Source organism: Acinetobacter sp. V89_7, from assembly GCF_029967895.1.
Lineage (GTDB): Bacteria > Pseudomonadota > Gammaproteobacteria > Pseudomonadales > Moraxellaceae > Acinetobacter > Acinetobacter soli.
This window is the reverse complement of record NZ_JASCAJ010000019.1, coordinates 19,399-33,115: the sequence shown is the minus strand read 5'-3', so window position 1 is coordinate 33,115 and position 13,717 is coordinate 19,399. Positions and strand designations below refer to the sequence as shown.

The following is a 13,717-nucleotide window of genomic DNA, read 5'->3' as shown; positions in this document are numbered from 1 at the left end:
TCCACCTGATTAACTATCGAGCGATTCTAAACGAATTCGCACAATTTCGCCATGAATTGCAGGTAAAGCCTGAATTTTTGCAATGGCGTCATCCATTTTGGATTCGACCACTGGATCAGTCAAAATCACGATCGGGATAAGATCTTTTAAACGCGACTGCTGCATAATCGCATCGATACTAATACCTGCACGGCTCAGAATCGTGGTGATATCTGCCAGTACGCCGGTTTGGTCTTCAGCATCGACACGTAAGTAATAACCTGTGGTCATTTCTTCGCGCTTTAAAATTGGAAGGTCGGTCAAGGCTTCAAAAGCAAGTTGTGGGATGGTGCCTGCACCATCTTCAGTATAAGAAATATCGCGTACAATATCGACGATATCGGCAACCACAGCAGATGCTGTAGGGCCTGCACCTGCACCTGCGCCGTAGTACAACGTTGGGCCAACCGCATGCGCCTGTACCAGTACAGCATTTTTAACGCCATTGACGTTGGCAATCAGTTCTTCTTCTGGAATCAGGGTCGGGTGTACGCGAAGTTCAATACCGTGTTCTGCACGACGGGCAATACCCAAGTGCTTAATTCGAAAACCTAGTTCTTCTGCATATTTGACATCTTGTGCGGTAATCTTGCTGATCCCTTCGGTGTACACTTTGTCAAATTGAAGCGGAATACCAAAAGCACATGAGGCCAAAATGGTCAGTTTGTGTGCCGCATCGATGCCTTCAACATCAAAAGTTGGATCAGCTTCGGCATAGCCGAGTTCTTGTGCTTCTTTTAAGACATCTGCAAAAGCACGACCTTTGTCGCGCATTTCAGTCAAAATAAAGTTGCCTGTTCCATTAATGATTCCAGCCAACCAGTCAATACGGTTTGCGGCCAAACCTTCACGAATCACTTTAATAATTGGAATGCCGCCAGCCACTGCCGCTTCATATGCAATCTGAACAGCATTGTCTTCGGCAGCTTTAAACAGTTCGTTACCATGCTCGGCCAGAAGCGCTTTGTTGGCTGTGACCACTTGTTTGCCATGCTTGATGGCTTCCATGATAAGTTCGTAAGCAGGATGGATACCGCCCATTACCTCAACCACGACGTCTACATCGGGCTGGCGCACAATGTGCATTAAATCGTCACTTTGCTGAATGCCATTAAGGTCAAGATCTGGGCGAGGACGGCGAGTGCCAACGTAGGTAATTTGAATTTCACGACCGGTGCGACGTTTAATTTCAGCAGCGTTTTCTTGTAATAGTTTAAGGGCACCACCACCAACGGTTCCGAGACCGAGTATTGCCAGACGAACTGGTTTCACGTCACACTCCATACATGCATAAAAATTCAATAGGTCTAGATCATAGCTAAAAAAATCGTCAGACTCTAGGGTTTGTTGGCATTTCCATAAGGAAATGCCAACGCTATTGTTTTTTAGTCAAGATGATTTAAGTTTGAACAATGTAGCACTGCAAATATAAGCAGGCTTGATTACTTATTAAGACGTGTATCAAGCTCTTCAGGAGTCAAGTAACCGCCTAAGTATTCACCCTCGACGCTATAAATAGCAGGTGTACCGTTCACGCCAATTTTTTGACCCAGTTGATACTGATCACGTACAGGATTTTTGCACTGTGCTGCTTGTACCGGTTGGCCCTGAACGGCTTGCGCAAATGCTGCTTTACGATCTGCGCTACACCAGATAGCTTCCATGGTCGGCATGAACTGATCGCCACGCGGCCAAGCAATATAACGGACCTCTATGCCTTTGGCATTGATTTCATCAAGATGCTCGTGCAATTTGTGGCAATACGGACAGCTTGCATCGGTAAACACGTAGACCACATGCTTGGCTTTACCATTTTTGGCTGGATACACAATCAGATCTTGTGTCTTGAGCGTTGCAAATAATTTTTTGTTTTCTTTGGCTTGTAAGGCTTCACCTACACTTACTAACTCTTTATTCCCCAACCGGATCACATCGCCTTGAATAATGTATTTACCATCGCTGGTGGCATAAACCGATGGCATGCCATCTAAACTTACCCAATACAGGTTGGGTACTTCTGTCGACTGAACACCGGTAATTTTGGCATTGATGTTGGCACTTTTGAGATGATCCTGCAAAGTCGAAATCAGACGTTGTTGAGCATTGCGTTCACTTAAGGTCGATGCCTCACCCGTTGCCGGTGTATTTGCAGTCAACGTATCTTGTTTGGCAGCATCATCCTGCTTGGAACATGCCGATACAGCTAAACTTCCAGCCAAAGCGCAGGCGATAAAAAGGTGCGAACGGGTAAATGACATAAACAACCCTTTTCATTTCAATTGTTATTTAAAGGCTTTTAGAATATCAAAAAAAAATCCAACTGATGGTAATTATTCGATGCGCTCTGTAACTGATCCGTCTTTGTATCTGGTCTGTTGGCAAGATTAAGCGCGCGGATGGTATTGTTCATGCAATTGCTGCATACGGATTTGAGCCACATGGGTATAAATCTGTGTGGTCGATAAATCACTATGCCCCAAGAGTAACTGCACCACACGCAAGTCGGCACCATGATTGAGTAGATGTGTTGCAAAGGCATGGCGCAAGGTATGCGGAGAAAGCTCCATCTGAATATTGGCTTGCAATGCATAGCGCTTGATGGCGTACCAAAAATTTTGTCGGCTCATAATGCCGCCATGCTGGGTTAAAAAGAGATAATCGGTCGCGCTTTTATATAGCGCAGGGCGTGATTCGCGCAGGTAGCGCTCGACCCATTCAGTCGCAAACTGACCCAGAGGCACCAAACGCTCTTTGTTGCCTTTACCGGTAATACGCAAATAGCCTTGCTTTAAATTAATCAGCTCCAGCTTTAGGTTCAGCAGCTCAGACACCCGTAAACCGCAGGCATATAAAACTTCAAGCATGGCACGATCGCGTAGCCCTAGCGCCGTGGAGGTATCTGGTGCATGAATCAGTGCATCGACATCTTGCTCAGATAAATCTTGTGGCAGACTTCGACCCAGTTTCGGGCTTTTATGCAGCGCCACAGGATTATCGGTTCGAATTTTCTGTTCACGTAAAAACTTATAAAACTGACGCAGTGCCGAGAGACAGCGTGCTATTGAGCGCGGGCTTTTCCCCAGTTTAGTGAGTTCAATCAAAACATCCGAGATGTCATCGGCACTCCATTCGGGCAGGGCGTGGCGAGACAATTGGGCACACTGGATCAAATCGCTTAAATATGCGTTACGGGTATGCGGGCTGACACTTTGTGCCACCAGATAGTCTCTAAAGCCATGCAAAAAACTAAATGGTTTTGGAATTGTAATTGGCGCAGGCGTGCGAGGCTTTTTACTGATCATTCAAGCAACAGATGTTCTGTGATAACAATACATTAGTGTAAACAGCGTTTGCTGTCGATGAGATTTTACAGATGTGAATCGTAACGATTCCTTATTTGTTAATTATTCTCATTTGGATGTATACTATGCAAAAGCTTTCAGGATCAAATTGCAGTGCGTTTATCAGAACTTAGAGTGAAGCAAACTGCCATCATCACAGCGGTGGATCATACCCTTGATGGCAGTCCGGATCAACAAGATCCAATCGCAAACCGCCTTGAAACCTTAGGATTTGTTGCGGGTGAAAAGGTACAGATCGTGACAAAAGGCGTGTTTGGTGGCGATCCGATTCTGGTGCAACTGGGTTTTACCCGCTTTGCTTTACGTAAAGAAGAAGCTGCAAGAGTTCAAATCAGTCAAGAAGGGGCAGGCACATGAGTGAAGCACTTCGTGTCGCCCTTGTTGGAAATCCTAACTGCGGTAAAACCTCTTTATTTAACCACCTAACCGGTACGCGCCAGAAGGTTGCCAACTATGCTGGTGTGACAGTAGAGCGTAAAGTCGGACACTTTGATCTGCCTTCAAAAAAACCGGTGCGCGTGCTGGATTTACCAGGGACCTATAGCTTAAGTGCCACCAGTCCAGATGAAGCCATTACCCGCGATGTGTGTTTAGGCAAAATTGAAGGGGAACGCGATCAGGACGCATTTTTGTGCGTGGTCGACGCCACCAACTTAAAACTTCATTTAGGTTTGGTACTGGAAATTCTTGAACTCAAAAGACCGGTATTGGTTGTGCTGAATATGATGGATGAAGCACGCCGTCGAGGTATTCAGGTGAACTCACAAAAGCTTTCGGAGCGTTTGGGAGTGCCTGTCGTTGAAACGGTTGCAGTGCGTAATTCAGGGATTCAAAACCTGATGAGTGCGCTGGATCAGCACAAGTTTATGGTGCCGCAAACCGAAATGACGGGTCTAAAAGGCACACACCATCAAAAAATTGAAATGATTTTAAATGACGTGGTGCAGTCTGTAGAAGATGCGGATGCGCGTTCCGATCTCTTAGATAAAATCTTTTTACACCCGGTGCTTGGTTTGCTCAGTTTGGCACTCCTGATGTTTGTGGTGTTTCAGGCCGTGTTTGCTTGGGCTGCGCCATTTATGGACAGCATTGAAGGCTTTTTCGGCTGGTTGGGGGAAAGTGTGGGTGCCTACATTTCCCAGCCTTTACTGCATAGTCTAGTGGTCGATGGCATTATTGCTGGTGCCGGCGGCGTGGTGGTGTTTTTACCACAGATTTTGATTCTGTTCTTTTTTATTTTGGTGCTTGAAGAATCTGGCTATCTGCCACGAGCTGCCTTTTTGCTCGATAAACTTATGTTTAAAGCCGGCTTAAGTGGGCGTGCATTTATTCCACTCCTTTCAAGTTTTGCCTGTGCTATTCCGGGCATTATGGCCACGCGTAGTATTACCGATCCACGCGACCGTTTCACCACCATTATGGTGGCACCGCTGATGACCTGTTCGGCGCGTTTGCCGGTGTATGCCTTGTTGATTGGTGCTTTTATTCCTGCACAAACCGTGTGGGGAATTTTTAACCTGCAAGGATTGGTGCTATTCGCCTTATATATGGCGGGTATCTTAAGTGCGCTATGCGTATCGTTTGTAATGAAGTTTTTCCAAAAAGATAATTCACAACATGCTTTATTGATGGAACTGCCAAGTTACCGTTTACCCGATTTAAAAAGTGTGGGAATTGGTTTACTGGATCGCGCCAAAATCTTCTTAAAGCGTGTGGGCGGGATTATCTTTGCCTTGTCGATTTTGCTTTGGTTTTTGTGTACTTTTCCGCAGCCGCCAGAAGGCGCAACGCTTCCGGCAATTGATTATAGTTTTGCCGGTATGCTGGGACATTTGATTCAACCTATTTTTGCGCCGCTTGGCTTTAACTGGCAAATCTGTATTGCACTGATTCCAGCAATGGCAGCGCGTGAAGTGGTTGTGGCCGCACTCGGCACAGTGTATGCACTATCTGCTACCAGTGAAGATGCGGTTACGCAAGGGCTATCGAGTCTGATCAGTGCTGATGGTTCAGGATGGTCGCTTGCAACCGGGCTTGCTTTGCTGGTGTGGTTTGTTTATGCGCCGCATTGCTTGGCCACATTGGCGACGGTTCGTCGTGAAACGGGATCTTGGAAAAATGTGGCTGTGATGACTGGATATTTGTTCGGTCTGGCGTATTTGATGTCATTTTTGACGTATCAATTGGCATCACGTTTTTTCTCTTAAGTGGTTGAGGTGGAGCATGATTGAGTATCTGATTATTGCAGTATTGGTCATCTGGAGTGCATGGGTAGTGTTCAGGAAAGTCTTTCCGAAAACTTCGACTGCGCTATTTATGTCACTTTCAGATCAGTGCCAACAACGTGGCTGGCACGCACTGGCAACACGCTTAAAACCCAAAATGGTGGCCGGATGTGGCGGTAGCTGCGGATGTCCGACTGACGATAAGCCGACATCGCCAGTGCAAGAGATCAAGCCGGTAAAATGGTTGCAATAATACCGCAGATCAACTGATTAAAAAGCCATCAAATCGATGGCTTTTTTTACGCGCTGACACAAAAAACGTCGAATAAAACCAAAACTGAAAAAGCATTCAAAACCCCAAAGTGCTACCATTTTGGCAATCAATTTTTGTCACAATGCGGGGCATGCATGCTTATACAACGGGGTGGACTAAAAGTCGTTGCGGGTCTAGGAATCTCAGGGGTTTCCGCCGTTAATTTTTTACATGAACAAGGCTACCGCGTTGCTGTCACAGATTCTCGTGCAGTCCCCCCGGGGCATGATCAGATTCCGGCAGAGGTGCAAACTCATTTTGGTGCGCTGGATCTGGAGTTGCTCTTACAAGCAGAAGAAATTATTTTAAGCCCTGGATTAGCGCCACAGTTGCCTGAAATTCAGCAAGCAATTGCGCACGGTATACCCGTGATCGGCGATATTCAGGTATTACGCCGTGCCACTACTGTTCCTATTGTGGCGATTACCGGTTCAAATGCCAAAAGTACGGTCACCACCTTGTTTGGTCAGATGGCCAAAGATGCAGGCAAACGCGTAGCAGTAGGGGGTAACTTAGGTCGTCCAGGGCTCGATTTACTAAAAGACGAGCCTGAATTACTGGTGCTTGAGCTGTCAAGTTTTCAGCTCGAAACCACCTCGCATCTGAATGCCGAAGTAGCTGTTGTATTAAACATGAGTGAAGATCATCTGGATCGTCATGGGGATATGCTGGGTTATCATCAGGCCAAGCACCGAATTTTTCAGGGCGTAAAAAAGGTGGTGTACAACCGTGATGACGGCTTAACCCGTCCACTTGTGCCAGACAACACCCCGATGCAAAGCTTTGGACTGAATGCACCAGACATCAATCAATACGGTGTGTTGCGCGAAGATGACGGGACGATGTGGCTTGCACGTGGTCGTAACCGCCTCATCAAAAGCACCGAGCTGTACATTCAAGGCACGCACAATATTGCCAATGCACTGGCCTGCTTAGCACTTGGCGAAGCAATTGGACTACCGCTCGACTCCATGCTCGAGACACTCAAGCAGTTTAAGGGCCTAGAGCACCGCTGTGAATACGTTAAAACTGTTCATGATGTACGTTACTATAATGACTCAAAAGGCACCAATGTCGGCGCTACATTGGCAGCCATTGATGGCCTCGGTGCCGCGATTAAACCCCAACATGGTCAAGTGGTGGTGATTTTAGGAGGACAGGGTAAAGGGCAAGATTTCAGCTTGCTGCGCCCATCGGTTGAAAAATATGTCAAAACGGCAATTCTGATGGGTGAAGATGCCCAACAAATTGAACAGGCATTACAGGGAACAGCGTCAATGGTGCATGTTTCAACTTTGCAAGACGCCGTGACTCAGGCGCAACAGCATGCCCAAGCAAACGACGTCGTATTGCTGTCTCCTGCCTGTGCAAGCTTTGATATGTTTAAAGGCTATCCAGATCGCGGGCATCAATTTGTTGCTTGTGTAAATGCCCTTGTTTAAATAACAAAAATCAGAAGGATAATGTGATGGCTGGCTTTGCTCAGACAACCATAACCAAAATTAATCAATGGTACGATCGCTGGATGCCGCGTGTACCAACCGAAATGACGGCGCGTAACGTGCTGATTTTCTGTGTGGTGTGTTTGCTTTGTATTGGTTCGGTGATGGTGGCATCCGCTTCGATGCCGTATGCCGAATATATGCATGAGAATCCATTTCACTATGTGGTTCGCCATGCGATTTCAATTGCAACCGCCGCAATCGTGGCCTATTTCGTTTATAAAGTACCGCTGAATGTCTGGTTTAAAAATACCTTTTCATTATGGCTGATCACGATTTTGCTGTTACTTGCCGTTTTGGTGATTGGAACAGAAGTGAACGGTTCGCGCCGCTGGATTCGACTGGCAGGTTTTACCCTACAGCCAACCGAAGTTGCCAAAGTGATGATGGCCATTTTTACCGCCGATTATGTGGTACGACGTGCTAAAGAGGTGCGTACCCATTGGAAAGGGCTGGTTCGCTTAAGTGGTGTTATGGCCATTACGGTCGGGCTGATTATTGCTGAGCCAGATTTGGGCGCCACCGTGGTGATTGTCCTGATGATGGTCGGTATTTTCTTCTTGGCTGGCGCACCGCCGACTCAGTTTGCGATTATGCTGGGCGCGGTCGTGATGGGCATCGGCTTTTTAATTTTGTTTGAACCTTATCGTCTGGCACGTGCCTTATCATTTACCAATCCGTGGGCAGATCCACTCGGAACAGGCTATCAGCTTTCAAATGCATTGATGGCCTTTGGCCGCGGGGAATGGTTCGGTACAGGGCTCGGGCACAGTGTACAAAAGCTCTCTTACCTGCCTGAGGCACATACCGACTTTATGCTGGCGGTATTGGGTGAAGAGTTTGGTTTTGTCGGTATTTCGATTGTCATCGGCTTGTCGTTTACTATGCTGGCGTGCTGTATCAAAATTGGTCATCGTGCACTGAAGCACAACTTCTTGCGCGCAGGTTATCTGGCGTATGGGATCAGTATTATTTTTCTGCTACAGATCATTGTAAATGCAGGAATGAATATGGGCTTAATGCCAACCAAAGGACTTACCTTACCGTTTATTAGTTATGGTGGAACATCATTAATGATGTGTGCTGCGATGATTAGTCTGATTTTGCGTGTCGATGCTTCCACGCAAGAGCTCAATCCAGATCGTGAAGAATCGAATTTCTAATCGATTTGCTTCAATAAAAAAACCGTCATTTGACGGTTTTTTTATTATTGGATTAGAGATAAATCCCTTCGAGCATGGTGTGTTTGGGAATCTGCTCTACATCCCACTGAGCCACGGCCTGCGCAAGCATCTGCCGAGGTGTATCACGTTCTACATTAGGTTGCTGCAAGGCGTTAAGTGCCTGTTGAATATAATCAGCTGGGTGTGCCGGATCGAGTGCAGCCGCCAGATTTTGCTTGGAAAGCTTTTGTCCGTGCTCGTTCATCGCCAGTGGTAAATGCATATAGCGCGGTGTGGGGTAACCCAGAAGCTGCTGAAGCCAAATTTGCCGTTGGGTGTTGTCAAGTAAATCTGCACCACGCACCACATCCGTGACACCTTGTAGGTAATCATCGACCACCACCGCCAGTTGATAGTTTAAAATGCCGTCACGGCGCTTTAATACAAAATCACCGAGTTCATCGGCCAGATTGCTGCATTGTCTGCCTTGCAAACGATCTTCAAAACAAATGGGAACTGCGCTGACTTTGACCCGAATGGCCTGATGTTCAAAGGCTAAATTCAGTGTTTGACAGGTGCCAGGATAAATGGCATTGGAGCCGAGGAGTTTACGGGTGCATTGACAAGCATAAATCTGCCCCTGTGCATGTAATTGGTCGAGCACCTGTTCGTACAGCGCCAAACGATTACGCTGAAACACGATTTCGTCGTCCGGCTCAAAACCAAAGGCATCAATGCATTTTAAAATATGTGCTTCACTGCCCGGGTAGATTCGTGGAATATCGGTATCTTCGATGCGAACCAGCCACTTGCCTTGATGCGCTTTGGCATCACAATAGCTGGCAATGGCAGTAATGAGCGATCCAAAATGCAAAGGGCCGGTTGGCGATGGCGCAAACCGACCCACATAAGCAGTATCACGATGAGGCATCGTATTAACCGTTATTTTGCTTCTCTTTGATCTCTGCAAGCGTCTTACAGTCGATACATTGGGTGGCTGTTGGACGTGCTTCTAAACGACGCAGACCAATTTCAATGCCGCAAGTTTCACAGTAACCGTAATCACCTGCTTTAATTTCTTCAAGCGACTGCTCGATTTTACGAATCAATTTACGTTCGCGGTCGCGGGTACGTAACTCAATTGCAAACTCTTCTTCCTGCGTGGCACGGTCGTTGACATCAGGCAATGCTGATGATTCATCTTGCATGGTGTTTAGGGTGCGATCCACTTCGCTCATTAATTCACTTTTCCACGCCTCAAGGATTTGGCGAAAGTGATCCAATTGAGCATCAGACATGTATTCTTCGTTTTTCTTAGGCTGATAAGGCGCGATACCAAATAAGCTGGCAGTAGTGCCCCCTTCAGAGGCCTTTGGCTTGGCTTTGCGTGCAGGCTTAGCCGCCTTTTCGGCGTCTAGAACTTGGGTATTTTCGTCTAAGACGTGGTTTTGGTTGTCATTCGCCATAAAGGGCATTCCTCATCATATACGTATTATCTATACGCAAAAAATATGGTGGTATGCAAGTGTTTTTTATCCAATCCCGTTGGCGGATTTTCCCTCGGGGACGTCATCATATAGAGTTTTACACGAAGATGATAGTCGTGCCGATGTGGATTTTATGTGAATCTATCGGACTCAAGCCTTAAAATAAGCCAAAAAAATAAAAAAGAAAAGTTAATAGCCTGAAATTTCAGTATTTATGTTTTGTAGCATTTTTTCGATACGATGAATATGGCTTTCAAACTCACCATTTGCTTGTAGTTTCAGCACGCGATAGCCAGACGGCAAGGCATCAAAGGCAAAGTCATCGCTTCTGGGTTTGAATTGAACCGAAGTCGAGGGCGATGATAAAAACTCGACATGTTCCCAGCGATGTGAGGACTCTTGATGCACATGGCCGCACAGCACTGCCTTCACTTGTGAATGAGCGTGAATGACATCCAGTAATGTGGCGGTATTTTTTAGTTTGTGCTGGTCAATCCATTTGGATTGCATTTCAAATGGGTGATGATGACACGCCAAAATCATGGACACATTCGGGTGCTGTTGAAGATGTTGCTGAAGTTGCATTAACTGATGGTCGCTGATCCAGCCATCGACTTTCCCGACTACAGCACTGTTCAAGAGCACCAGATGCCATTGGCCCATCGCCACAATACTGATATCTTGCGGTGACGATGCATGAAAGGGAAAATGTGCAGGATCGTCGTGATTGCCTGGCACATGAAAAAACGGAATGCCCAGGGTTTGCATATAATCAAGATAACGCGCATAGGTGACTGCGGTAGGGGTCTGTGCCAGATCACCCGTATGAATAATGGCATCGATCTTGGGATAATGTGCCCGAATATGTGCGATCACCTGATGAAAACTCTGTTCAGGATTAATGCCCACGAATTCATGCTGAGGGTCTTCAAGCAGATGCGTGTCGGTAATTTGAATAATTACATGCGCCTGACTTGAAAAAGGGGCTACCTGAAACATAGTCATATATCTCTTAAGTCGGTGGAGAGTTGAATCTGTTGCCAGAGCCACTGTAACGCCATAATGACGGGTGCATTACGCAAACGCCCAGAACTCAGCAGCATCTCGATTTGAGAATAATCCAAGATATGCAGCTGGATATTTTCGTTTTCCTCTGGCAAACCAAAGATGCCCCCATGTTCTGGAAGATCGGTTTGTGCAGCATAGAGGTGAAAAAGTTCCGAACAGGCACCTGCCGATGGATAGAACGAGAATAAATGCGTCAGTTCATCGATTTGACATCCAGATTCTTCGACACTTTCACGACGAACACATTCTTCCGATGGTTCATCGCCATCGAGTACACCCGCAATAATTTCGAGTTGCCACGGCGATTGAGTGTCATCGAGTGCACCGACCCGAAATTGTTCAATAAGCGCAAATTTTTGTTGGGTGTGGTTGTAAAGCAACACGCCAGCAGCCTGTTTTCTTCGAATCAGTTCGCGCTGGAAAGGCTGGGTATAATGCGATTGCCCAAAAAGTCGATGCTTGAGTGTGACTTTTTCAAGCTGTGTAAATCCCTGATAGAGCGATTCACGGTTTTCTACCTCAACATCATCATGTGAATAACTGGCTTGTTCTATTATGGTCATACTCATTATTAAAAAGGATGAAATACGTGACTGTATTTCATCCTAACTGAGTTCAATTTAAAGACAAATGCTTTTTTCGTATTTTTAGAGCTTTTGATACAGTTTTTGACCGTTTGCGTGATAGGCCGCTTTCATGCTCTTGAGACCCTGTTCAATGTCTTCAGATGAAGCATCGATTGCAGTGCTATTCTCCTGATTTTGTGCATAATTCCGCACGTTTTGAGTGATTTTCATCGAGCAGAATTTCGGACCGCACATCGAGCAAAAGTGTGCCGATTTATGTGCCTCTTTGGGCAGTGTTTCGTCGTGCATGCTGCGCGCCGTATCTGGATCTAGACTCAGATTAAACTGGTCATCCCAACGGAATTCAAAACGTGCTTTAGACAAGGCATTGTCACGAACTTGCGCACCCGGATGACCCTTGGCCAAGTCGGCGGCATGTGCTGCAATCTTATAGGTGATAATCCCGTCTTTAACATCTTTTTTGTTAGGTAGACCTAAATGCTCTTTGGGGGTGACGTAGCACAGCATGGCCGTACCGTACCAGCCAATCATGGCAGCACCGATGGCCGAGGTAATATGGTCATAACCCGGTGCGATATCGGTGGTGAGTGGCCCTAAGGTATAAAAAGGTGCTTCTTTACAAACCTCAAGTTGCAGATCCATATTTTCTTTAATCATGTGCATCGGTACGTGACCCGGTCCTTCAATCATGACCTGCACATCGTGTTCCCAAGCGCGTTGAGTTAGTTCACCTAAAGTGCGTAGTTCACCAAACTGTGCCGCATCGTTGGCATCTTGGATACAGCCTGGACGCAAGCCATCACCCAAGCTAAACGAGACATCGTAAGCCTTCATGATTTCGCAAATTTCATCGAAGTGCGTGTACAAGAAGTTTTCTTCATGATGCGCCAAACACCACTGCGCCATAATTGAACCACCACGCGATACAATACCCGTCAGGCGATTGGCAGTTAAAGGCACATAGCGCAGTAACACGCCGGCATGAATGGTAAAGTAATCGACGCCTTGTTCGGCCTGTTCAATGAGTGTGTCTTTAAAAATTTCCCAGGTCAGATCTTCGGCCACACCGTCTACTTTTTCCAACGCCTGATAAATCGGAACGGTTCCAATCGGCACAGGGGAGTTACGGATGATCCATTCACGGGTTTCATGAATATTTTTACCCGTCGATAAATCCATGATGGTGTCTGCGCCCCAGCGTGTGGCCCAGGTCATTTTCGCAACTTCTTCATCGATACTCGAGCCTAAAGCCGAATTTCCGATATTGGCATTGATCTTGACCAGAAAATTACGTCCGATAATCATCGGTTCAATTTCAGGGTGGTTAATGTTGGCCGGAATAATTGCCCGACCAGCTGCCACTTCCTGACGCACAAACTCAGGGGTAATTTCGGTTAGGTTTTTGGCACCGAAATTCTGTCCAGCGTGTTGGCGCATGTCGACATTGTCGCGCTGGCGCTGGTTTTCACGGATGGCGATATATTCCATTTCCGGTGTGATGATGCCTTTTCTGGCATAGTGCATTTGAGTAACATTCTGTCCGGCTTTGGCACGGCGAGGTTTTTGAATGTGTGCAAATCGAATATCGGCTGTACGGATATCTTTTAAACGTTCCTGACCAAAAGCTGAGCTGAGGGTGCTCAGTTGCTCGGTATCTTGACGCGCTTCAATCCAGTGCTGGCGCACGTGTGGTAAGCCTTTATTTAAGTCAATCTGTACATTCGGATCGGTATACACGCCCGATGTGTCATAGACCATCACGGGTGGATTATGTTCTCCGCCCAAACCAGTAGGTGTATCGGTCAGTTCAATCTGACGCATAGGGACCTGAATGTCTGGGCGAGAGCCTTGGATGTACACTTTGCGAGATGCAGGCAAAATACGCGTCAGGTCTTTTGCATCTTGTTCGTGTTGCGCTGAGAGATCAGCAGAAGAAAGATTCGTTAATTGGTTCATGGCATGATCCTTATG

The 13,717-nt window shown here is 46.5% G+C and carries 13 protein-coding genes; 5 read left to right on the top strand and 8 right to left on the bottom strand.

Translation table 11 applies throughout. From position 1 onward, the window contains the following. Nucleotides 1-9: 9 nt before the first annotated feature. The 3 genes from QLG00_RS04375 to xerD all read right to left on the bottom strand — a co-directional run bounded on the left by QLG00_RS04375 (nucleotide 10) and on the right by xerD (nucleotide 3,341). Nucleotides 10-1,311 carry a homoserine dehydrogenase gene (locus QLG00_RS04375; protein ID WP_004932270.1) on the bottom strand — a complete coding sequence of 434 codons (1,302 nt, stop codon included), beginning with the start codon at nucleotides 1,309-1,311 and terminating at the stop codon, nucleotides 10-12. A gap of 170 nt (nucleotides 1,312-1,481) precedes the next feature. Next, nucleotides 1,482-2,297 carry a DsbC family protein gene (locus tag QLG00_RS04370; RefSeq protein WP_004932272.1) on the bottom strand — a complete coding sequence of 272 codons (816 nt, stop codon included), beginning with the start codon at nucleotides 2,295-2,297 and terminating at the stop codon, nucleotides 1,482-1,484. Between the two features lie 126 nt (nucleotides 2,298-2,423). After that, nucleotides 2,424-3,341, bottom strand: coding sequence for a site-specific tyrosine recombinase XerD (xerD, locus tag QLG00_RS04365; protein ID WP_004932274.1), 918 nt, complete (start codon nucleotides 3,339-3,341; stop codon nucleotides 2,424-2,426). A 153-nt stretch (nucleotides 3,342-3,494) separates the two neighbouring features. Between xerD and QLG00_RS04360 the strand changes: the two genes are divergently transcribed. The 5 genes from QLG00_RS04360 to ftsW all read left to right on the top strand — a co-directional run bounded on the left by QLG00_RS04360 (nucleotide 3,495) and on the right by ftsW (nucleotide 8,604). Continuing rightward, nucleotides 3,495-3,758, top strand: a complete 264-nt coding sequence (locus QLG00_RS04360) for a FeoA family protein (RefSeq protein WP_004932278.1) — start codon at nucleotides 3,495-3,497, stop codon at nucleotides 3,756-3,758. After that, nucleotides 3,755-5,608 (top strand): ferrous iron transporter B, encoded by a 1,854-nt coding sequence (locus tag QLG00_RS04355; protein WP_025096182.1) that lies wholly within the window; start codon nucleotides 3,755-3,757, stop codon nucleotides 5,606-5,608. Before QLG00_RS04360 ends, QLG00_RS04355 begins: the two co-directional genes overlap by 4 nt. Before the next feature lie 16 nt (nucleotides 5,609-5,624). Continuing rightward, nucleotides 5,625-5,879, top strand: a complete 255-nt coding sequence (locus QLG00_RS04350; protein ID WP_282470561.1) for a DUF6587 family protein — start codon at nucleotides 5,625-5,627, stop codon at nucleotides 5,877-5,879. Between the two features lie 155 nt (nucleotides 5,880-6,034). Continuing rightward, the gene (gene murD / locus QLG00_RS04345) at nucleotides 6,035-7,381 is read left to right on the top strand and encodes a UDP-N-acetylmuramoyl-L-alanine--D-glutamate ligase (protein WP_151869140.1); all 1,347 of its coding nucleotides are present in this window, start codon (nucleotides 6,035-6,037) and stop codon (nucleotides 7,379-7,381) included. 26 nt (nucleotides 7,382-7,407) lie between these two features. Continuing rightward, nucleotides 7,408-8,604 carry a putative lipid II flippase FtsW gene (gene ftsW, locus QLG00_RS04340; RefSeq protein ID WP_004932288.1) on the top strand — a complete coding sequence of 399 codons (1,197 nt, stop codon included), beginning with the start codon at nucleotides 7,408-7,410 and terminating at the stop codon, nucleotides 8,602-8,604. A gap of 52 nt (nucleotides 8,605-8,656) precedes the next feature. On the opposite strand, the gene gluQRS is transcribed toward ftsW, so the two are convergent. The 5 genes from gluQRS to thiC form a co-directional block, all read right to left on the bottom strand. After that, nucleotides 8,657-9,535, bottom strand: a complete 879-nt coding sequence (gluQRS, locus tag QLG00_RS04335) for a tRNA glutamyl-Q(34) synthetase GluQRS (protein ID WP_282470560.1) — start codon at nucleotides 9,533-9,535, stop codon at nucleotides 8,657-8,659. A gap of 4 nt (nucleotides 9,536-9,539) precedes the next feature. Further along, a complete protein-coding gene (dksA, locus tag QLG00_RS04330) occupies nucleotides 9,540-10,070 on the bottom strand; it encodes an RNA polymerase-binding protein DksA (RefSeq protein ID WP_004932295.1) in 531 nt (176 codons plus the stop codon). 210 nt (nucleotides 10,071-10,280) lie between these two features. Then, the gene (gene cpdA, locus QLG00_RS04325; RefSeq protein ID WP_171496208.1) at nucleotides 10,281-11,096 is read right to left on the bottom strand and encodes a 3',5'-cyclic-AMP phosphodiesterase; all 816 of its coding nucleotides are present in this window, start codon (nucleotides 11,094-11,096) and stop codon (nucleotides 10,281-10,283) included. Beyond that, nucleotides 11,093-11,722 (bottom strand): NUDIX domain-containing protein, encoded by a 630-nt coding sequence (locus QLG00_RS04320; RefSeq protein ID WP_282470559.1) that lies wholly within the window; start codon nucleotides 11,720-11,722, stop codon nucleotides 11,093-11,095. Before QLG00_RS04320 ends, cpdA begins: the two co-directional genes overlap by 4 nt. Before the next feature lie 84 nt (nucleotides 11,723-11,806). Next, entirely contained in the window at nucleotides 11,807-13,702 is a 1,896-nt protein-coding gene (gene thiC / locus QLG00_RS04315) for a phosphomethylpyrimidine synthase ThiC (RefSeq protein ID WP_025095815.1), read from the bottom strand. Between the last annotated feature and the right edge of the window lie 15 nt (nucleotides 13,703-13,717).